Consider the following 22,264-nt stretch of genomic DNA (forward strand, 5'->3'; position numbering starts at 1 on the left):
TTTTATTTATACTATTCAGTAACTTAAGCTGTATTTTTTGCTGTTTTTGAACCCCGAAACTTGAGTTATTAATCATTCGTTTTTCCTTTGCGTAATTAGTGATAGTACTTGGCACCGCGAACATTATCGTGACTGAGGGGAAGGGAAATCTGCTTGTCTGCATCGCCATCTTCCATGGGCAGGTTGTCTAAACCTTTGCTGAGAATTGAGGCAATGTTTTTGTACGTAATAGCGTTAATATAATGTGCGCGACGACAGGCGGCTTCGAGCCTTTCCTGGCCATACTTCTTTGTCAGGTTAAGTAAACCCAGGCAAGCGCGATAACCGTGTTCGGGGTGACGGCGACCAGCAAGTTGATGCTCAACCACCAATGTCGTGTATTCGCCAATTCGGGTTGCCCATAACACAAACCGCTGAGGCGACCACTCTTGATGCTTCAAATGCGCCTTCGCCATATGCGTGGTGTCAGTCGTGTGGCCGTGTTTAAAGGCTCGCGGGTGGTGGGCCACCTGCTTTCCCTGATGATTAATGGTCAAGGTGGTTCGGCTTGCATGAATCATCACGTTTTGTTTTACCAGTTGATATGGTACGGAGTAGAAGTGACCGTCGTATTCCACATGGTAATCAAGATGAACTCTGGCCTTTTTAACCTCAAGGTACTCATAGGGGGATGGTGGTAACGGTCTTAACGCAGGCTTATCAATACTTTCAAATTGAGATTGGCGAGATCCCGGACGTTTTTTAAACGGGCGGTTGTTGAGGTCTGCCAGCAAAAAACGAATGGCTTGATTAAGTGACGCGAGAGTAAAAAATGGCTGCTTTCTCAGGCGCATCATGATCCACCGCTCAACCACTTGAACCGCGACCTCTGCTTTAGATTTGTCCTTTGGTTTGTAGGGGCGAGCTGGGATGACGGCAACATTGTAGTGCTCTGCAAGTTGCTGATAGGTAGGGTTTAGGTCAGGATCATAGCGGCAGGCTTTGCTAACGGCACTTTTCAGGTTATCTGGCACAACCACCTCCGGAACACCACCAAAAAAGTTAAATGCTCGAACATGGGAACCAATCCAGTCAGGCAAGCTTTGTGACCATGTCGCCTCAACGAATGTATAAGAGCTGGCGCCCAGGACGGAGACAAAAATCTGGGCAGTACGTACCTCGCCCGTTTGAGGGTTAATGACATCCATGGTCGGCCCGCAATAATCGACAAACATCTTCTCGCCAGCTAGGTGTGTTTGTCTCATCGATAGCTGGCGTGAGCCCTGCCAACGTTTGAACAGAACGGTGAAGCGAGAATAGCTATAGTGATTACTGGGGTGGTCTTGTGTGTACTCTTCCCACAGCAATTGTCGTGTCATTCCCTTGGTCCCCAACTCATCGTGAATTGCATTGAAATCGGGTTCCGCAAACACGGTGACCGTGTCCTTTCTTGGTTTTCGTGACGGCTGCAGGATGGCTAAAACTTGTTGCTCTGTCATGCTCTCTGGCAAAGGCCAACCAATGCCAGCCGCATCGGCTCGATTGAGGTACTTTGAGATAGCCCCCGTTGATATATTCAGGCTACGGGATATTTGCCTGGATGAGAGGTCGGCGCCGTATTTGAGGCGCAGAATTTCTTTGATTTTCTGCATAGAGATCTTCTTCGTTTTCATAACGGCTCCTGAGGGTTAAACAAAGGAGCGCAGGTTAATGGTTAAAAACTGACCTGCAAGAAGGGGTGGGGATTTTTGCTTACCGTGAACACTAAATTTTGTCATGCGGAAAAAGTGTTCACGCTTAGGCAAAAATCAGTGTTCACAGTTAAGAAAATTAGGTGTTCACGCTAGAGAAAAACTGGTGTTCACGGTTGGGAAAAATACGCAACGAGAACGGCAATACCGTAGGCGTAAGGTTTTAGCTCTACAAGATGAGGCCCAACTGGCCTCATATCTTCTTCTGCAAGTGACTTAACGCCAACCCTGCCATCAATGCCAAGCCGATGATCATCGACGGTAGTACCACCGGTGGAATAGCCAGCGGGGCGAACAATCCCATAAACAGCAAGATGACGCCTGAACCCAGGATAATCATGCTGTAGCGGTGAATGATAGGGCTCGAAAAATCAAAGGTTGTCTTCTTAATCTTCCAGGTCATTAAGCCATCCCACAACGCCGGTAACATGAGAATAAGCGCAAAGGGCAACCAGACCATCAGTAAAGCAAATCGAGTGAACACTTGGTACAACACATCAAAAAATGCCTGAATACGGTCTTCTACCCAGACAAACCAAAAGCCTCCCATGTTCTCCATCCCTTTAGAGCGCAGTCGCTGCTCTTCAGTGGGGATTAGAAAATCTCGCACAGATTGCTCCATCTGCGTATCCACAACCCATGATTGATACCAGCGATGGCTAGTTTGACCAATCCAATAGCTTGTTTGTGCGCCCAATTGGTTTTGGATCATCTGCTTCTCTTTACTGATGACCCGGCCAGTCCAATCACCGGGCACTAACACGCCAATGGCAATAATCTCCAGCATCAGTGCCAGACACAGCAGCCAAACCGACTTATGCTTGCTCATGCCAAACATCCTCTTCAACTCGCGCCAGCATGGCTGCAACGGTTGGAGTCATAATCCGGGCTTTAATCACTTGTTGAAGCCGCTTTGTCGATGTATGGCCACTGACATAACGCATATCAATACGTCCTTCAGCCAGATACGCCATCCGATTTGGACGATTACGAATCCAGGAGTAGAAATACACACCATCTACGGCGGCCCACTCGAAATGGTCAGGATCACGCAGGCGAATCCCCGTTAAAGCACTGGCGGCAGTCCAGGTCAGTGCCTCAATGAAATGCCAAAGGCGTACACTATCATCATCACAACTGACTTCTTCATAACTGCCCAAACCATTACACAGACACAAATCAAAGATGGAATGGCCATCTAACGTGAACGCATCCGTTAAGTAGTCCGCCAAGCAATACACCGAGGCCAAAGCATGAGGCCAGTCGGTTTCAAGCAGTCCTAAGGTTTCCTTGAACTGGGGGTTATGTTGCTGCCACTGAGCGAGCATTTCTTTACTGGTAAGTGTTGTCATTTTCAGACAGACAGAATGATGCATACAGACTCCTTATGCTGCCTGTGTAGAGCTGGTTAAAATAGGAATGCGGCCTTTGATCACGCGGCCACCTGAAAGCTTGGCGATGTACTCCAGGTTGGGAAGCTGGCCTAATAACTGCGGTGGAAACATATCGCCTTCTTCTTCCATCAAGCGCTCGCCATGATTGCCGGTAAACAACGCTGGACTGTCCGAGTTGGACGACATACCTTGAGTTTGCATGATGTACTGCAACCGAGTCTTAGGCAGATTGTCAGTAATGTACTGCTGTGTTTCGGCGTCCATCACCCGAAGAGCTATCAGGTTGTTGATGTTACCTAACACCTGACGGGCCTTAGCTTCACTGCCTGTACGAGCTGCAAAGTCAGCAAAGGTCTGAGTAGCAATCACACAACGCATTTTTGCGCCACGGCCTTTGTTGAGCAGTTGAATGAAGGGATCGTTGACGACTTCAGCCGCCTCATCGATGAAGATATTTACGGGACGATTTTCAACACCATAGTTATAGCGGTCACCGGCCACGGCGGTGAGATCGGATAAAAGCAACGAACCAATGGCGCTGCCAACCATGGCGTCGGTCAATGAATCCAACCCGATATAGGCCACTTGGGCATTGTTGATAATACGGCCAGAATCCGTAATTAACCTGCTGTCATCTACATCGTTTGCAATCGGTGATAGCAGCGGGCCAAGTTCACTTGAAGTGAGCATATTGAGCACCGGCATCAATGAAGCCACCATCTTGGAATAGTGGGTTCTGTCATGCTCAAACATACTCAATAACCCTTCCAAATCGGTATTGGCGGCAACGGGCTGAATGCGTTCGTAATAAAAAAGCAGCATCGCCATCGCTTGTTTTGCCAAGGTATTGGCCTTTTCGGTAAAGCGCTTAATCTCCACACTAAAGTTCGGATATACCTGCTCACCCCAAGCCGTGACGGCTTTTACTACCAAGCCTTCTGGGCCGCCTTCCAAGAATCGTCTCAGAGTCTTCAGATCAGGACGCTGAGAAGTAAGCAACAAACCTTGCACGATGTTGTTCAATGCCATTTGGCCAAAAGCTTTAAATGGATCAGCTCCGGTTTCGGATGGGATTAAGGCCGCTATTCGGCTGGCAATTTCAGTGCCTCGGTTAAAGTTTCTCAGAGGATTAAGACGTACTGATCGCTCTGGAAAACCCGGATGAAAATACACAAAGCGCTCTGGACTACCGGCGGCAATACAGGCTCGCTGTGCATTATCCTTAAGTTCCTTGTCTCCCTTAGGGTCAATAATAATCACAGCTTCATTACGCAAAATGGCCTGAGTGATCATCGCATCAAAGCATCGGGTTTTTCCGGCACCGGTCGTTCCGACAATTAAGGTATGCCCCTCGGTGTGACCAACTGGCTGATACACATCTTCTTCTTTGGGCTCGACACCATGAATCCAGGTCGAACCCATTTGTTTGCCGTGACCTTGGTTAAGCAAGGTTTGCTTATCCCGCTTTAGGATTTCATAAGCGCGTTGGGCATGACGTTGATCCCACTCAAAGCCATACCCTAACCACAATTCATCAGGATGTTTTGCCATCACCTTTTGCAAATGCGACAGCTCCATAAATGCCAATGGTTTGCCTTTTAGCCCCATCTGCAACTTATAAAGGCGATAAGCCTCAGGAAGGCGATACAACGCCATGCCCGAGGAAATCCCTGTCATCCACCAAAATGGTTCAGGTGGTAACTCAGTCAGCATTTCTGCGGCTATTGCCCCTGTTGCCCCAACCAGCCAACCTGCTGCGGCCATGGCTTCATAGTTCGTGCGCCAGGGCATCTCGTATGCGTTTTCTTTCATTCATGCTCCGCAAAATAACCGTTTGCAATCCGCTTAATTTCAAATGGATTAACGTTCAGCGTGAGCGGTAAACAGAACCGTTTCCCCCTCATCAAACTGGCATTGGTCACTGGCCGAGATCCCCCGAAGCAGCTGTCCGGCTGGAATGCCATGCTCATTGGCGACTTGGCGTAAGGTTTGAATCGTGACGCGAATACCATCGGCACTATGATCCACGTCTGGGTAATCGCCATCGGTCAGTAAGATGGGCAAATCTTTCACAAAATTAACCATCTGTTGGCGCTGCGCGTGTTTGGGGTCGATACTTGAGTTCGCATTGGGCGCAATCGGCTTTTGCTTACACTCCGCTCTTTTGGAGGGCTCTTTTGCTCGGGCATTGGTTGTCTCAGTTCGACTCGGTCGCGGTGAAGCCTCTTCGTTCTGAATTGCTGCCGCTGATTCTGCGTCTTGTTTGGGAAGGTCAATCAGTGCAGTAAGCCCTTTAGAAATCGATACTTTCAGCAGTAACCCTTGCTCCTGAACGCCACCTTTCGTAGTCACAGTTCTGGCTTTACGCGTCGGGTTTGCCGGATCTATTTCAAGCCAATCCAATCGACTGAGTTCAGCAAGCAGTTTTCGGGGAGCACACCAATGTCTTACGGCATCGGGATAGCGGACCAGTATCTGTTCATCAACCATAACCAACGCACTACTGGCCTCTGGGAGCCATGCCAAAGATTCAGGCAGATTCAATGCTTCTGCATCGTGCTGGTTTACGTTATTTGAGATAGCGCCATCATATGAGTTGTTAGGCTTTTCGCATTCATCACCTGGAGCATTTTCAGTTGCCTGAAGGTGATTAACATCACTGGCAAGACGACGTTCATCATCTTGTTCGGACGATTTTGTCGATGGCGACTCAGCCGAATTATTGAGTTCAATTGATGATGACGCTTCAGACAAGCCTGGCTGCTCACTGGAACGACTCTGAGGCTCTGCTTGTGTTTGCTGTGTTGCTTCCCACTCAGATTTGCTAAACAGCCTCACACCACTTGGTACATTCGAACTGAACAATAAATCGGCCTCAGATATATGCAGCATGGGTAACCAGATTGGCTTGCCGTCTTTGATCAGCACTTCAGGGGCAAGGCTTTCATATCGCTCATTTGAGGCTGATTTTGTGGCTAATCCTCGCTCAATGAGGATGTCCGCAAGGGTATCGGGATCTCTTGGAATGCCAGGTATCTTGTCTTTGGCCAACAGCTCAATGATTTCCTTAGCCGCGCTTTTCCAAACCAGGTAAAGATTGGTTGATTGATTCGATTTTCGTATCCAAACTCTGGCATCTCGCTGATTGACCAACCACTGGGAACTGGCAAGCAATCGCCTCATGGCATCAAGTAGATAGCGTTCGACTGGGACACCAATGGTGTTGTCGTCAACGGAAATTCGTTGAGCTTTCAGGTCTCGCTGGACACTGGTTTGGTCAGCTTCAATAACCAATTTAGACAGGACATGCTCGGGATCGGTATTGCCAATTGCCTCCAGCATGGCTTGCAAAATTTCAGGGCCCGGTTGGGTTAACCAGGCGAGCAACTCGGGTGTCATCACCCGGTTTAAAACCAAAATTGAAAATTGCTCGTGCCGCTTGCACCGTCCGTCGCGCCAGCGAATAAAATAGCGTTCAATGCTGTTATTTGTGGTCCACTGGGATAAGGTTTCTAAAAAAGGGTTCCACTGATAGCGTCCATCTTCGTCTGTAATAGACAAGTCTGAAACAGGCTTACCAATATCATGGAACAAACCGCCTAATGCCGCCGCAACACGCCACCTTGGTTCCAGCTCTTTTTTCTCAACCGGTGTGCCACTGGCAACAAAGATGATCCCTTCAGCAGCTTGTGCAGCCCAGAAAGCAACTTCCAACGAATGACGTAATAAACCACCAGCGCCACTGTGATGATGATGCTCAGAAGCTGGCAACAAATGAACATAAGCAGCCAGATGATCAATGCAGGGCTGAATTAGCCTTTGAAAATCACGCAGGTTAAAGCCAAGTACCTGGCGCAGTTTGGTAATTAGCTCGTCTTGTGTAGACTGCAAATCCTCGGGGGACGCAGCTGGCAACCCTTTCAGGAATGGCGGGGAGCGTGGAATTTCTGTATCCAGTTGCGATGACAGTTCTGGTAGTGCTTTGGTTTGAAAAAATAGGTTTTTGAACATAGTGAACCTCCGACACGATAGTGTGAAGGTTCTGTAGCAACTGAAGATGTTAGATAGCCGAAAGAAATATGCATTTATCTGTAGTTGTCTTCGTTCTAGTGAGAAAACCGACAGTTACATTACAGTGTGGGGTAAGACAGCTTTTCATTGTAAGACTGGGCATCATCCTCCCAAACTAGCCGAACAACATGCTTTCGTTTCGTTTGCATATGAACAGCGGCTATTAGCTCAACGGCTTGATACTTTTCGAGGCTTTCCATTGGAAATTTGTCAGTCACTTCTGATTCAATAACTAAATCGTTACCTTCGGGGAACTCAATTCTGACGTTTCTTGCAGTAGCAGCACCTTTATTCCAAACCTTAAGCCGATACTTACTGCTGCCAAGTTTTATAATTGATGCACCAAGGTCAGCTTGCTTTCCTTTCAGAGCATCTTCATTTTCTTTTTCCAAGAGAATGGTGTTTAGCTTTTCCTGGCTTTCGACAAGTGACTTCTGCCTCTTATTAAAGCTGACCGTTTGCCATGTTGCGTAGCCAGATAAAAGGAAAGCTAATCCAGCTATCACATCACCTGCATCAATAGTTACTGGCATTACTTAATCCTTATATTCTTGCTACCAGAAAAAGCCTTTTTTAAAGATTTACGTAGTTCGTCTTGAACGTCTTTTAAAACTTCTTCCTTGATTTCAGAAAGGTGCTCGTCAATATTTTCGCTATTCTCTTGAATAAGCTCATCTTTATTAAACTCTCGGTCACAAGATGCACAAGTCATTACTTGTATTGTTTCATCGCAACCGTCTTCGTATGAAAAGTCTGAACAGCCACAAGTCGGGCAAAGCAAGCTTATACTTCTATTGTATTTTTCAGGATTCATTCTAACTTTCCGTTATGTGAGTGGCCGTATTTAACCGCATATATTCAAGAACTAGACAATGCACGTTGGAGTTCCTTTGGTGCTTATTAACAGTTAAAGACCTAAAAACCAGCCAGGATCAACTGTTACTTTTTCAACTAACTCTGTTTTAACGCCTAAACTAAGTTCCTTAAGCTTATCGGCTAACTGATCACCATCGACCAAGTCAATCGGAGCAACGCCATCACGGTTGGCTTCTTCAATCGCAGCTTTTGTAAAGTTACCTGTAGTGATAAACATCCCACGATCAGCTCTACCAACGGTTGCGCCCCTAAAATCACGGATCTCGGGAGCCCCAACGGAACCTTTGTACTTTTTACACTGAAAAGCGATATGAAAGCTCATCAAACCGTTGATTCGGGCAATTCCTTTGCCATCGATACCACCATCACCCGTGCGACCAGTCACTTCAACATGGATAAAGCCTGATTCTCTCAATAACCTCTGTGTTAGTCGCTCAAACGCATCCGGGCTCATTTCTTCAATTAGCACATGATGCAGTTTTTCACGCCAAAGCATAGCCTCTTCAGGGGAGTCATCGGACGACAGTTCTGGAGTAGATGTCGTAGCATTAGTCTGTTCAGGCTTGCGGTCCAGTGCTCTAACAAAGTTGACAATTTCTCTGCTATCGATTTCCGGTTCCTGTCTAGCTTTATCTGTAAGTGCCCAAACGCCACGAGATGAGTTTTCAAGGTATCCAGCTTTCTTCAGGTAGGTTCTAGCCCATGCTAATCGATATCCAACTTCAGTTTGGCTACTTTTTTCAGGGTTGTGCAGAACAGCCAAAGTACCCTCATCAAACTTCTCAAGCTCGACAACTTCTTCGTATATCTCGTCGATACTGCCTGAGCCCCCAAGGTTCACTAATGCCTTTATTAGCGGTAGCATAAGTTGATCGAATGTGACCATTATTTTTTCTCCTGGAAACTCTTTTGTAAAAGAGCAAGTAGGCGCTCTCTGATTGAAATAGCTGACTCACCTAAATTAACAGTGCAAAACCATATTGGGTGGCCTTGAATTGTTACCATCTCAGCGACTTCTTTATCTACTGTCGGGTGAAGTAACATGCCAATACTTTCAAGTGATTTGGGGTCTGAAGTGTCTTCCTGGCTTCTAAGGTAAGTATACATTTGGTAGATATAACCACTGCGAAGAGTCTGTTCCCTATGCCAACCTTTAGTGGTCACTGAATTGAATTTTGTGTCGATTACCAAACGCTTGTCTGGTGAACGATTATCGATAATGATGTCTGTTTTCATGCTGGGAAGAATTTCGTCTATCCCTGAGCTTTTATCTGATATCTGCCAATCAAACTGTTTGCCAGCCAATACTCGCCACTCTCTTTTATCTAGTGCTACGGCATAGAAACCCGCTACAGCTTTTTCAAACAATTTTCTAAGCCACTCTTTTCGAGTGTCAGGAGCTGTTAGATGAAATTGACCGTCAAACTCTGTGGGTATAGCGAGTGAAAAAGCCAAATCGGCTGCAGCAACCATCTTCTGATCGCTAATATCATGGCGTCCAAATCTTTCCGACTTTCCGCTGTAATTTATTGGCTTTGCCTTGCTCACGCCTAGACGTTCTAAACTCAGCATTAAGGCTCGGCATTTATGGGCAAGAGTTGGTTTAATATTCAGCTTTGATAATCGTTCTAATGCAGATCTAACATAACGATTACGGGGAGTATCTACCGTTAACTCATCAAAGCGACAGCATACCTTACCTTTTTCAAGTAGCCTTTGCCGCTCGGTGGTTAGGGTATCTATGCGTCCACGAACTCGATTGATTACAGCAACTTTCGATTCATACCCATAGCTTAAATTTCGCATCATGCGTTCTTCAACTTGATGGCAGAGAATCTCGGCAACCAAATCTGCTATGTCTTCTGGGTTGTCTTCTACGTCGACTTTATTGGTGCCAAGGTGGCGATAAAGGTCCGAAGCATAGAGCATCAACAACCACAGGTTACGAACAGGAATCTTTCCTAATCGTCTCGACGAAGTAGTTTGGCTTTTAGCTTCAATAACGGCAGACATTAGATGCCTTCAACCAAAGCGTCTTTGGATTTGATAGCGCGTTCTATATCGTCAAACCAGTATTCTTCAAGAAGCGGTCCAATTTCAGTTTCTACGACACCTTGAAACCATGCTGCAGCATCTTCAATCTTTGTATTTAACGGTGGTGTTACATAACTGTGGCCGATTTTAAACTGAGGGCCCAAGTTGCGTTCTTTTGAAATCTCGTTATTTAGTGAGACTATGCGCTGTTCAATTAACTGCAAAAAATCGTTATCAATACCAGCCTTACTATGAACCCAATTGCGCCATGCCTCACCGAGCGTTGGCTTAAGATCAAAAAATGCGAATCGGCGACGTAGAGCAAGGTCAACAAGTGCTAATGAGCGGTCGGCAATATTCATAGTGCCAATAACATAAAGGTTAGCGGGAATATGAATTCTTTCGCCTTCAGCTCGACGATAACTAAGCTCCAAAGCTTCACTTGGCGTGCGCTTGTCAGCCTCTAACAATGTGAGCATTTCGCCAAAAATCTGAGCAGGGTTTCCTCGGTTAATTTCTTCGATAACGACTACGTGTTTGCTGCTCGCATCTTTTTTGGCTTCATTAATCATTTCCAGAAATGGACCATCAACGAGAGTTAATTTTCCTTCGCCTGATGGCCTCCAACCACGCACAAAATCTTCATATGATAGATTGGGGTGGAACTGAACAGCGCGTAGAGAGTTTTCGTCCTTTTGGCCCATTAACGCATATGCAAGTTTCTTTGCGAGCCATGTCTTACCAGTTCCCGGAGGGCCTTGGAGAATAAGGTTTTTCTTATGTCTAAGCTGAGTAATTATTTTTGCGATGCTTTCTCTTTCAAGAAAACAACCATCGGCAATGATGTCGTCAATAGTATAAGGTTCAATAGGCGCAGTCTGAACAGCAACTTCGTCTTCTTCTGCCGATAGCTCCTCGTCATCAAGGTTAGTAGCATTCGGATGAGCGGATGTGTCGGTATCCTTAAATAGCCAGGCCGAAAGCGACAGTTCTGGAAAAGAGTGTACGGGGTAGGCGTCCTCTTGAAATCGTGTTTCTAGATCATCAATCAGACCGAAGTAATCTCTTGAGCTACAGCGACCTTTTTCGCCATTCTTGCCTATTTCTAAACCCAGCTTTTTAGTGATGTATGCCTGTGATTGGCCATCAAGTGTCAGATACTTCCATGGTCTAATCCAATACAGCCCCATTGAGAGGTTCCAGCCGGTTCCCCAGCATTTAGTCGCAGTTTCATAAGCATCGTAAAGTGCCTCTGCGGTATCAGTTTCTGAGTTATTAGCGTGTTCTATGGCGGCCTCAAAAAGGTTCCATAGTGTATCAATGTCATGTTCACCCCGTCGGTATTTGTATCCAAAAAACCAAGAGCGCTGATTATTAACAACAGGGATACCTTCAAAGGAATTAGGAACAGGCGTTTCAACTTTCAAAAAAGCAGCAAGCTCGCTTGCGATGGCTATTCGGTTAGCATCGGTAATGCCCCGGTTAAACAGGCCGAAGACGGTAAACGGGCAAATATCACTTAGCAAATCTTTTGTGCCTTCCTTAGGCTGATCTTGAAGGACAGAAATGCTTTCAATTTTGTTCGGTAAATCGTGGATGGCTGCCATTAAAGAAGCACGATCATCCTTGTAAGTTAATAGCTTGTCGGCAAACTCTTCGTAAAATTGGGTCCATTTAAAACGCTGTTTATCGACAGGGGTATCACCAAAGCGCTCCTTCCAATAGGGAGCATTGCGAAAACGATCTATATCCTGGGGTTTATTATTGAAAGTGAAGTCAATAAGCCCCTCTGTCATCCAATCATCGGGAGAAACGCGCCAAATAGTGCTGCGATTGGTATAGAAATACCATTCATTAACAGGCTCAAAGCGTGGTTGCCATTCAACATCGACAAACCGGCCATCGCCATGATTACGGGTAATCACACCAATAGCTTTGATCCCCATTACTGAAACAGTCTGGCCTTTAGTATCAAAAGGGAGCTCTCGCTTTCTTGTATATGACGATTTAATGGCAATCTTGTCGCCCGGCTGCATACTGCGGACTACATCGAGATATTTATCTTCATAGCCATTTTGCCAAACGCCATCGTTGAGAAAACGCTCCGTTTGGTCTTCACTACCTTTGCCGTAGGATGCACCCACAAACCAGAATGAATTAGATTTATTTGTTGTCATCTATAAAAGCACCCTTTATTTCGTCCATGAATTCGACAATGTCTCAGCCTGCTTCAAAATAAGCTCTACAGCTTCAGCGGCTTTGTCAGGTGGATATTTGTAACGCTGTAAAGTGCGGCGCACGAGTATTTTTAATTTAGCTCGAACACTGTCACGAACTTGCCAATCAACCGTGGTCGATTTTCTGAGTTTGTCTGTGATTTCGACGGCAATCTTTTTAAGGATCTCATCACCAAGTTCACGTACTGCACTTTCGTTGTTGGCTAGAGCATCATAAAACGCGATTTCATCTGGATTTAACCCCAGTTCAGCCTCGCGCATCATTTCTTCCTGAAACTCTTTGGCCATTTGAATAAGTTCTTCAATGACCTGAGCTGTTTCAATGGCGCGGTTATTGTACTTTCTAAGCGTTTCTTGCAAGCGGTCTGCGTATTTCTTCTCTTGCACAACGTTATTACGTGTTTTCGCTTTAATGTCATCCTTGAGAAGTTTTTCAAGTAACTCAACGGCGAGGTTGCGCTCCGGCATCTGTCGCACGTCTTCTAAAAACTCATCCGATAGCAAACCAATATTGGGCTTGTCCAAGCCACAAAGTGCGAACACGTCAGCAACGCCTTCGGCGATCACTGCGTTATCTAGGATCTGTTTCAGTGCCGAGTTCTTTTCTTCCTGAGTGCGCTTTCTATCCACACTGGTAAATTTGCTGATAGCGGCCTTAATGGCAGAGTAAAAAGCTATTTCGCACCGATACTCTTTGGCCTCATCCAAGGTACTGCATAGTGAGTATGATTTTGTTGCCGCCAACACTAAGTCTAAGAAACGCTTTTTGCCATCCTCTAAGCCAAGTACATAGTTAGCGGCAGGCACCAATAGTTTGTGCGCTTGAGTTTCATACCCCGATATGTCCAAACCATCGGATTTTGGTGTTTTACCAAACATGCCACGGATAGCATCAATTTTTTCTAAAAGAATGGAAAACGCTTCTTCTGCATTGAGTGTTGGCTCGCCTTTACCTTTAGAGTCTGTATAGGTTTTCAATGCTTGCTTAAGCTCGTTAGCAATACCAATGTAGTCAACAACTAAACCGCCTGGCTTGTTTTTAAATACGCGGTTAACCCGCGCAATGGCCTGCATCAGGTTATGGCCTTTCATCGGTTTATCCACGTACATAGTGTTACAACAAGGCGCATCAAACCCCGTTAACCACATGTCCCTGACAATGACCAACTTCAGAGGATCATTCATATCTTTAAAGCGCTTTTCTAAGCGTTTTTTGGTTTTTTTGTTATAGATATGGGGTTGCAAAAGTGGCTTGTCCGAAGCTGACCCTGTCATCACAATCTTAATCGCCCCTTTTTCAGGATCATCCGAATGCCATTCTGGGCGCAGTGCAATAATCTCATTGTAGAGATGCGCACAGATATCACGGCTCATAGCCACTATCATGGCTTTACCATCCATAGTGGCATTGCGTGTCTCAAAGTGCTCGATCAAGTCAGCTGCAACTTGGCTTAATCTAGGCGTCGCACCAACAAGCTTTTCAAGACGGCTCCATTCCCCCTTAGTTTTTTCACGGTTGCTTACGTCCTCTTCGTCCTCTACCACTTCATCAACTTGATCGGACAACTCAGCGATTTCAGCATGGTTCAAATCAAGCTTTGCCAAGCGTGACTCATAATAAATAGGAACGGTTGCGCCATCATCTACTGCATCTTGAATGTCGTAGATGGACACATAGCCACCAAATACAGCGCGAGTGTCTTTGTCTTCTTGTGAAATGGGTGTACCAGTAAAACCAATAAAGGAAGCAGACGGTAGCGCATCGCGCATATGCTTGGCGTAACCAAACTTATATTGACCATCTGCACTTAAGGTGGCTTTCAGGCCATATTGGCTGCGGTGTGCTTCGTCTGAGATAACAACTATATTGTGACGCTCATTGAGTATTGGATGATGCTTCTCGTCGTCAAGCAGGGCAAACTTTTGCACTGTGGTAAAAATGATGCCGCCAGACTCTCTTTCAGCTAACAACTGTCTTAGCGCATCCCTGTCAGATGCTTGAACAGGCGTTTGCTTCAAGAGCTCAACTGCGTTGCAGAACGTGGCATAGAGCTGACCATCTAGATCATTGCGGTCGGTAACAACAATCAGCGTTGGGTTATTCATAGCCTTTTGTTGAAGCAACATACCGGCATAACAACACATTGAAATACTTTTGCCGCTGCCTTGAGTGTGCCAAACCACACCTGCTTTTTTACTACCAGGTACTACCTCATCGGCATAGGTTGCCCGCTTCTCTGTTACGCCATCAATTTGCTGAGCCGCAATGACTGTCGTCTTTACCGCTTCTCGCACAGCATGAAACTGGTGATAACCAGCAATCTTTTTAATGATCGTCTCACCGTCTGTTTCAAACAATACAAAAAATCGTATGTAATCCAGCAGCAACTCACGATCAAAAAAACCGCGAACCATGGTTTCTAGCTGCCACTCCAGTAAAGGTTTATCGTTTTCATTATTAATAGTGCGCCAAGGCATAAAACGCTCTTGGTTAGCAGTTAGAGAGCCGACCCGAGCGGTGTAACCATCACTGACTACTAGCGCCTCATTGAAGATAAAAAGGTCTGAGACTTCATCTTTATAGGTTTGCAGTTGATTAAAGGCATCCCAAATATCGGCATTTTCATCGCTTGGGCTTTTCAACTCAAGAACAGCAATCGGTAAGCCGTTGATAAAACAAATGACATCAGGCCGACGTGGCTGTTTGGTGCCAGTAATCGTGAACTGATTGACGACAGTAAATAGATTATTGTTCAAGTTATCGAAGTCGATAATAAAAACATGATCCTGTATCGATTCACCATCGGCTCCCTTATATACAACAGGAACTCCTTGCAACAAGAAACGATGAAAAGAACGGTTACTTGTAACTAAATCAAAAAAATCAGGTTTTAATATAATGGCTTTAAACTGTTCATAGCAGATATCTATTTGAACAACAGGAATATGGTTATTGATTTTTTCAAATGCTAATTTTAAGTAAGTTTCTAAGATAACGTCAGAGTAATTCTTTCTCAGAGGATTGTTGCCATCTGGACCAATATCAGGCCCATGAAGAATATCCCAATGATTTTCCCTAAACCAACCTAAACAAAGGCTCTCTAGATTTTCTTCATTCATAACTTTAATCCCTCTCTATATACAGCTCTTCAGAGATTCTGATCCAAACAGCTCCATTCGGGGATCTAATCATCTTGTCGTCATCACTAATCCACCCAAAAGTTTCAATGCTATCACCAATTAACTTAGCTACTTTTATATCCATTTCCTTTACTTCAGCAAGCGAATAACATCTTCGCTGCCCAAGCTTGGTATTACAAGTTGCATGCCCCCAAGAAACGTAGAAGTGATTATGATGCAACCGTTCATATTCAAGTGGAATCATATGAAATAGATTTACTGTAGTAGAACGATTGGTTCCATCTACTATTAGGCCAGAGTTTAAAAGAGATTCTTCATTCTCAAGGTTTATATGACTATGAAGCTCATCATATGAAATTCTTTTGAGGCATAGTGGGCAAGTTGTAATATTTCCTTTCATCATCCCAAGATAGTTATAGTGAACCCCATCACTAAGTGAGCACTCATCTAGAATTAATTTCAGATGTAATGCTTGTGATGCTGTATATGGGCTAGACGATGTATGTATAATTTGCCATGCTAAAGATGCTTGTGATAGAAAATTAGTTTCCTTGTTAGCATATTCAGGAGCAAAAATCCCCTGCGGTGGCCCTTCGATAACTTCATTTTTTATAATTTTCTTGCCTCCACCAACTTTTGGAAGGCGAAGAATATAATGCCCTTTGTCTAATACTTCTGAACTTCTTTTTTCAACGATATTTCCATTCTTATCCTCCAAGTGACGAACGGACCATTCGTCAAGCGGTGGAAACTCATCAAAAGATTGATGAGAGCGATACAATACAAAAGCATTTTCACCGATTACGAGTGGCTCACCATCTGGCAAATTTATTTCACTCAAAATACCTGAAGAAATAAAAGCTTGATCAGGGTACAGCCTTACGATGTACCCATCTTCATAGTTTGAAGTATCAATAACATTAATCTTTTCAAAAGGAATGATAACTTTATTGTTTCTATAAACATGATTTTGATAAGCCCCCTTCTTTCCTCCTCGCGGTGTTGCGTAGCCTGCTTTTGAAAGTTTTTTCTTATCTTTTTCTTCCAGAAATGACCAGCAGTTAGTCGGCCAAGGATCGCACTTCCCAGTATGACCAATCAACTTTCGGCAACTACCTTTTTGACACAAACCAATCATAATGAGAGCCTTTTACTAAGATCATCTATTGAAAGCTCCCCTGAAAATAGTAGGAACATCACTTGATTTATTGTCTTTTCTAACTCGTTACTTTCTGCTTTTATATTGCTAAGTTGCTGCATATCTAATGCGGATTGTTCTAGTGCATGCCCTGATAGTTTACAAAACTGAAGTGCGCTAATTACTTTCAATATTTTGTCTTGTACATCTACTGAAGGCACTGATATGTGAAACTCAAAGAGATCACTTTTATAGAGTTCAGGATATGTTGAACCATTAGCAACTGCGTCAAGATAAGGCTTATTCAAGCGAAACCAATATGCTAAATAAAGCGGCCTCAAAAGTGGCCCACATGTAAAATTCAAAAAACCTTGATTTGTAGCCATAGGAACAGTGTTGACAGCAACTGCACCAACAGGGGCTCTTTTACTGAGCATTACTGTTCCTGCAGGCAATAGTTTTGCTGCCGAACTTTTAAGACCTAAAGTAGTGATATTTCTCTCTGTTTTACTGACGTAAACACCATCCATGTCAGTAATTTCTTTGGGAGTTAGCCATGGAATATCTCCTTCCCAATAATCATCTTCATTTGTTTTGGGTGTGCCACCTGATTCAACCTGAAGAATTAATCCAGTTTTTTTACAAGCCTCTAAAGTTCCATGAAACCAATCTTTATGACTTAATAGAAATGGTTCAGCCATTTGAAACTTTCTCCATTATTTGTTTTGTTTTTTCAGCCGCCAGAACTACTTCATTAAGCCTATTACTTACTTTTTGAATATTCTTAAACATTTCAATCTGTGCTTCCTTCGATACAAGATTTTTCCTGTCAAAACCCACATATCGACCTGGTACAAGGGCATATTTATGCCTTTCTATCTCACTTATATCAACACTTCTACAAAACCCAGGCTGATCTTTGTATCCTTCAGATCTAACCCAGTCTTTATAACAATCCGCTATTTGTTCTATTTCAGACTTTGATAGAGATCTGATTACTTTAGTCTCAAGAGTTCCTAAATTTTTAGCATTGATAAATAGCACATTTTTCGCTCTGTTTTGTCTTTTGTCTTTTGCTTTACTAAAGCACCAAATACATGCACCAATTTGCGTGTTAGTGAATAAATGTGTCGGGAGAGCAATCACACAATCTAATAAATTACTATCAACGATGGACTTCCTTATTTCATATTCGTCTTTAGCATTTACGGTCAAAGACCCATTTGAAAGTAAGATTGCTGCCTTACCATTAGAATTTAGGTGATGGATAATATGTTGAAGCCATCCATAATTAGCATTCCCTTTTGGAGGTGTTCCATACATCCATCTTATATCTCCTTGTAACTTTTCACTCCACCATTCTTTCATGTTAAACGGAGGATTTGCCATTACGAAATCAGCTTTAAGATCTGGATGCTGATCATCTAGAAAAGTATCAGCGTTTTTATTCCCAAAATTAAAATCAATGCCTCTTATAGCCATATTCATAGCCGCAAGCTTCCATGTGGTAGGATTGCTTTCTTGACCATAAACAGATATGTGTTTTTTTTGTTCTGATGCGTTGTATTTTTTTTCTTTTGCGTGTTCTTCAATAAATTTTTCACTTGAAACGAAAAATCCACCCGACCCCATTGCAGGATCATAAACCCGCCCCTGATATGGCTCTAGCAATTCAACAATTAGAGTAACAATACTTTTAGGTGTGTAATACTGCCCACCTTGTTTTCCCTCAGCCAACGCGAATTGCCCCAAAAAATATTCATATACATGACCAAGAATATCTTTGCTTTTTAAGCTTAACTTCTTTCCATTAAACTCAGGATTACTAAAACTCGTATCAGAGAATCTATTTATTAACTCTGTTAGATTCGTATTTTCAACTTCGTAACGACTTATTCGAGGTAAAACTCCCTTTAACTTTGGATTTGCTGGCTTATCATTTATCCGATGCGACTCTATTTCATCCAGTGCATTGTCAATCAACCATGAAATTGATCTCAATTTAATTTCATTTCCATGACTATCTTTGTCAATTACACTACCGATCGGAAGAGAAGCAGTACTTTTTATAAATTTCCATCTTGCCCTTTTTGGTATCCAGAAAACGTTTTTCTCTTGATAGTATTCGTGCAGTTCTAACTCTGCATTGACCGCATCGTTGTATTCTTCGTCAGAGTCATAATCTTCACGAGGCATGTAATAAATATTGTCATCGCTATCGTCCTGAGTAAACAACTGACGTAACTCTTGTTGGCGCTCTTCAAAAGCGTCTGACACATACTTTAGAAAGATGATCCCTAGCACGACATGCTTATAGTTAGCGGCATCGAGGTTGTTACGTAACCGATCGGCTGCCGACCACAACTTTACATCGAGTTCTTTTAAAAACTGCTGTTCTGAATTATTCATGTTCTTCCCTATGCTGTGACGCTATCGAAACCAGGCGCAATCGCAAGGTTACCGACACCGTATAAAGTTTGATAATTTTTTAACCATAAATGAAATTCGGGTGTTTTTAGCTGAGCTGCTTTGGAGCAATCGACATTCCATTGTCTGAGTAAATAACCTGCCGTTGCCGCTCTAATCTCAATCTTTAAAACACCACCTTTCATGCCATAGTCAAGCTCAATCGCTTCGCTGTGCTCTATGCGTGGGTGCGGTACTAACTCAAGCTCTACAAAGCGATTCCATTGCCGGTCTTGGGTTTCAAGTTCAGCCTCTGACAGAATGGAATCCTCAAGCACGACCGCTGCTTTAATTCGGGTAAGCACAAAGTCACGGAACCCATTTGGCGCTCCGCTTTGGCCATGCTTGCGGTCAAAACCACGAACGTGCCAACGCAGGCCATTGTCCACCAGCGTATGCGGCACTATTTCACGCGTAGTTTCACCACTCGATAACGACACATAGGTAATGCTCAAGGCTTTGCCTTTGTGGATGGCTTCGGTGACCTTCGCCACTATCGACAAACTCGGCTTGTTAAGGTGATAAGGCGCTTCACAAGCCAATGGTGGTTTTACCTTTCCAGTAAAGCCATCTCCGTAGCCTTGGCTAATGGTTGCCAGTGTTCTGACAACGTCGTAGTCGAACAAGGGTTCAAAAGCTTCACCGCGCTTATGCAATTTGAGCTTTTGGTCATACTCAATGTTGCCTGGCGCAAGCTCTCGGTACATGGTGAAGTCTTTCGTTGCTTGTGCAGCAGCTATGCTGAACCGATCTACTAAGTCTGCCCGTACCGCTTCTCCCTTAAACAATAAGGTGAAATCGATGTGGGCAATGCGATCCCTGGTTGCTTGTGGCAACTGCGCTATCTGCGAAAGCCTATCTGGCTTCACCACTACCGTTTGTTTCAGACCATCATTTGTCATGCGTCTTGTTTATCCAATTCAACCAGATTCTTAAAACTCTGTTTATAAAGTTCGGTCAGACATCACGTAATCACATTGAACGGCATGGCATAAAGCTGCTATTCATCCGCAATGGCTAATCAATCTCTACCGGTTGAAGCTGAACAGATGGCCATAAAACACTGAATAGGCTTCAACCTAATTAATTTTATTAGGTATCATCCTATCACAAATTATTTTGTAGGGAAGACTAAGCGGCAACTTTTTGATCTGGATTACAATTGCCGCTCAGGTATGGGCGTGAAGACCTTGTTTGGTGCCATCGATGATAGTTGCTATCAATCAATGCGCTACCCGAACCAGTGGCACCACGATGTAACTGCAATGAGATACCCCTTTGTCCGACTCTGTAGACATCAGGGCTCGTTGCTCACTCTCCCGAATGCGCCTGGCGACTTCTGCCTGGGCTGGTAGCAATGGCAGCATCCCTTCAGCAATCGCGTCCGGTGCAGACTCTTGGCCACAGGACATCAAATGCTTCCATGGATCTTTTAGAAAGCGCTCGAACGTGATGCCAAATTCAATGATGCGGGCAGAGACGAAGATTTCGCCCCAGTATTCAATGTAGGTGTATTGGTACATGGAAAGATTCCTCTTGTTGGTTATATACCCTTCCTACTTGCAGCCGCAGCGGTGTTACCTGCATTCGCTCACCCCAATCACATAGAAGATCTATGCTCATGGGGACTCACTCACTTGCCGCCTAGCTGCAACACCAAGTAGTTTGGGTATAACGTAAGTTCACTTTCCATTTTCCAGAGGTTTTCAAATATGCAAGGCTTACCTTGTGAAGAGTTACAAAGGTTTAAATCGATTGCGGGCATCTTTGTAGTCATAGTGGGCATGTTCTGAGCCACGATGGTACAAATCATCCAGGTAAGTTTGTTCCTGCGGTAACTCGTCTTCGCTGATTTCGCGCCACCAATGCTTGTTGGCACCTTTAACACCGTCATGCCAGCGGTAACCACGCTCTTTTAAATAGTCCTTTACGTCAAACGGCGCACCAAACGCACGAACTAACACAGTTCGCCTGTCCGCTTCAGACAACAAGTTTGCAACGGACTCGGGCAACAAATGGAACAACCAGGCCATCGCCAAACAATCGGTTGCAGCTCGGTGTCCTTCATAAAACCAACCTAAGCGAAGCAGCAGGTACTCAAGCTTTCGACTTTCAAAACCCAGTGCCTTCCAATCTATGCCACTGGCTGAACAGGCCCAAGATAGATGGCCTAATGCAGCAAACCGCTTTTCAAAGAAAGGACGATCAAACTGCGCATTGTGCGCAACCACCAGCGGATCATCGGATAACCAACTCGCTACCAGTGAATCATCAATGTGCTGGCCTTGCACCATATCATCGGTGATACCGGTTAACTCGGTAATCAGCTCGGGGATTGGCTTGCCGGGATCTTCATACAAGCTGATCACATCAACAATCGACACAATCCGCTTAGCCGAGGGACTGTAAAGCACCCTAACCATACCAAGCTCAATAATGGACTCGTCATCGGCAGACAGTCCAGTTGTCTCTGTATCGAGCAGCACCATTGGCTGTTCATCGCCTACCATAGGAGAAAGTTCAAGTGGCCAGGACTGCGGCTCACGCGTTAATGGAATACGCTCCAGCAATCTAAAATCTTCTGGTCTTTCTGGGATATCCGCGAGGCGCTCTAGCGGAAATGGCGTAGGGGCTCTTGTCATTGATGGTTCCTCTTCAATTCTATTGTTCGCTTTGGGTTATTTCATTGTGCCCTGTTCGTTTATAAACGCATTTGTACAAAATGCACCTTGGATACCTCAGCATTTTTTAATCTTTCTACTGGGTGAACCCATGTATGAAGGCTTTGGTTAATCCTTTCAGAAAGTCTTAGCTAAACCGTTTAGGTAACCCTTACCGATACCCTTTACGTATGGCTTAGCCAACCCCTTTTCAAACGGTTGAAAAAGGCTTTAACTGAGTTCGACTGAGCATTTTAATGATGCTCCTGACTTCGCTTTAAGCCAGTAAATTCAATACGAAGCAGAATTTTACTAACTGTTTTTAAACCCTTTGCAAAGGGTTCAACAAGCCTTATCTGACGGTTACTCGACCCATGCGTTAACCAGTAGCAGTAACAGGATCAGTAACAGAAACAAGAGCAGTAGGCAGAAGCAGTATTGTCCAAGCCTTGCAGGCTTTGACGAGGGCGAGCGATCCCCCACATCAAGGGGTTCTAGGGATTTTCCCCTCTAAAAA

At 44.4% G+C, this 22,264-nt stretch carries 17 protein-coding genes; all 17 read right to left on the reverse strand.

The window, feature by feature from the left end:
- Positions 1 to 95: 95 nt before the first annotated feature.
- The 17 genes from istA to ACX5KA_RS11520 all read right to left on the reverse strand — a co-directional run bounded on the left by istA (position 96) and on the right by ACX5KA_RS11520 (position 21,729).
- Positions 96 to 1,652: an IS21 family transposase gene (gene istA / locus ACX5KA_RS11440; RefSeq protein WP_000850406.1), complete on the reverse strand. Its 1,557-nt coding sequence runs from the start codon at positions 1,650 to 1,652 to the stop codon at positions 96 to 98.
- A 271-nt stretch (positions 1,653 to 1,923) separates the two neighbouring features.
- Positions 1,924 to 2,559, reverse strand: a complete 636-nt coding sequence (locus tag ACX5KA_RS11445) for a DUF4400 domain-containing protein (RefSeq protein ID WP_000033756.1) — start codon at positions 2,557 to 2,559, stop codon at positions 1,924 to 1,926.
- On the reverse strand, positions 2,546 to 3,106 hold the full coding sequence (locus ACX5KA_RS11450) for a hypothetical protein (protein WP_000546512.1): 561 nt from the start codon (positions 3,104 to 3,106) through the stop codon (positions 2,546 to 2,548). Before ACX5KA_RS11450 ends, ACX5KA_RS11445 begins: the two co-directional genes overlap by 14 nt.
- 9 nt (positions 3,107 to 3,115) lie before the next feature.
- A complete protein-coding gene (gene traD / locus ACX5KA_RS11455) occupies positions 3,116 to 4,936 on the reverse strand; it encodes a conjugative transfer system coupling protein TraD (RefSeq protein ID WP_000661889.1) in 1,821 nt (606 codons plus the stop codon).
- A gap of 48 nt (positions 4,937 to 4,984) precedes the next feature.
- Positions 4,985 to 7,135 carry a MobH family relaxase gene (gene mobH, locus ACX5KA_RS11460; RefSeq protein WP_458731211.1) on the reverse strand — a complete coding sequence of 717 codons (2,151 nt, stop codon included), beginning with the start codon at positions 7,133 to 7,135 and terminating at the stop codon, positions 4,985 to 4,987.
- Between the two features lie 119 nt (positions 7,136 to 7,254).
- Positions 7,255 to 7,728 (reverse strand): hypothetical protein, encoded by a 474-nt coding sequence (locus ACX5KA_RS11465; protein ID WP_001145412.1) that lies wholly within the window; start codon positions 7,726 to 7,728, stop codon positions 7,255 to 7,257.
- Positions 7,728 to 8,009, reverse strand: coding sequence for an ECs_2282 family putative zinc-binding protein (locus ACX5KA_RS11470; protein ID WP_001067695.1), 282 nt, complete (start codon positions 8,007 to 8,009; stop codon positions 7,728 to 7,730). The genes ACX5KA_RS11465 and ACX5KA_RS11470 overlap by 1 nt, the downstream gene beginning before the upstream one ends.
- Positions 8,010 to 8,102: 93 nt before the next feature.
- On the reverse strand, positions 8,103 to 8,957 hold the full coding sequence (locus tag ACX5KA_RS11475) for a restriction endonuclease (RefSeq protein WP_000255863.1): 855 nt from the start codon (positions 8,955 to 8,957) through the stop codon (positions 8,103 to 8,105).
- The gene (gene mcrC / locus ACX5KA_RS11480) at positions 8,957 to 10,084 is read right to left on the reverse strand and encodes a 5-methylcytosine-specific restriction endonuclease system specificity protein McrC (protein WP_001277095.1); all 1,128 of its coding nucleotides are present in this window, start codon (positions 10,082 to 10,084) and stop codon (positions 8,957 to 8,959) included. Before mcrC ends, ACX5KA_RS11475 begins: the two co-directional genes overlap by 1 nt.
- Entirely contained in the window at positions 10,084 to 12,282 is a 2,199-nt protein-coding gene (locus ACX5KA_RS11485; protein WP_000210502.1) for an McrB family protein, read from the reverse strand. The genes mcrC and ACX5KA_RS11485 overlap by 1 nt, the downstream gene beginning before the upstream one ends.
- 15 nt (positions 12,283 to 12,297) lie before the next feature.
- A complete protein-coding gene (locus tag ACX5KA_RS11490; RefSeq protein ID WP_001001495.1) occupies positions 12,298 to 15,462 on the reverse strand; it encodes a type I restriction endonuclease subunit R in 3,165 nt (1,054 codons plus the stop codon).
- Between the two features lie 4 nt (positions 15,463 to 15,466).
- On the reverse strand, positions 15,467 to 16,621 hold the full coding sequence (locus ACX5KA_RS11495) for a BstXI family restriction endonuclease (RefSeq protein WP_002040530.1): 1,155 nt from the start codon (positions 16,619 to 16,621) through the stop codon (positions 15,467 to 15,469).
- Entirely contained in the window at positions 16,618 to 17,322 is a 705-nt protein-coding gene (locus tag ACX5KA_RS11500; protein WP_000829999.1) for a restriction endonuclease subunit S, read from the reverse strand. The genes ACX5KA_RS11495 and ACX5KA_RS11500 overlap by 4 nt, the downstream gene beginning before the upstream one ends.
- Positions 17,315 to 19,030 carry a type I restriction-modification system subunit M gene (locus tag ACX5KA_RS11505; protein WP_001065598.1) on the reverse strand — a complete coding sequence of 572 codons (1,716 nt, stop codon included), beginning with the start codon at positions 19,028 to 19,030 and terminating at the stop codon, positions 17,315 to 17,317. The genes ACX5KA_RS11500 and ACX5KA_RS11505 overlap by 8 nt, the downstream gene beginning before the upstream one ends.
- Positions 19,031 to 19,038: 8 nt before the next feature.
- A complete protein-coding gene (locus ACX5KA_RS11510; RefSeq protein WP_000180271.1) occupies positions 19,039 to 19,989 on the reverse strand; it encodes a WYL domain-containing protein in 951 nt (316 codons plus the stop codon).
- Between the two features lie 321 nt (positions 19,990 to 20,310).
- On the reverse strand, positions 20,311 to 20,610 hold the full coding sequence (locus ACX5KA_RS11515) for a hypothetical protein (RefSeq protein ID WP_458731212.1): 300 nt from the start codon (positions 20,608 to 20,610) through the stop codon (positions 20,311 to 20,313).
- Positions 20,611 to 20,823: 213 nt separating this feature from the next.
- The gene (locus ACX5KA_RS11520; RefSeq protein ID WP_024024111.1) at positions 20,824 to 21,729 is read right to left on the reverse strand and encodes a 3'-5' exonuclease; all 906 of its coding nucleotides are present in this window, start codon (positions 21,727 to 21,729) and stop codon (positions 20,824 to 20,826) included.
- Positions 21,730 to 22,264: the final 535 nt, after the last annotated feature.

The sequence above is a fragment of the Alteromonas alvinellae genome, from assembly GCF_902705805.1.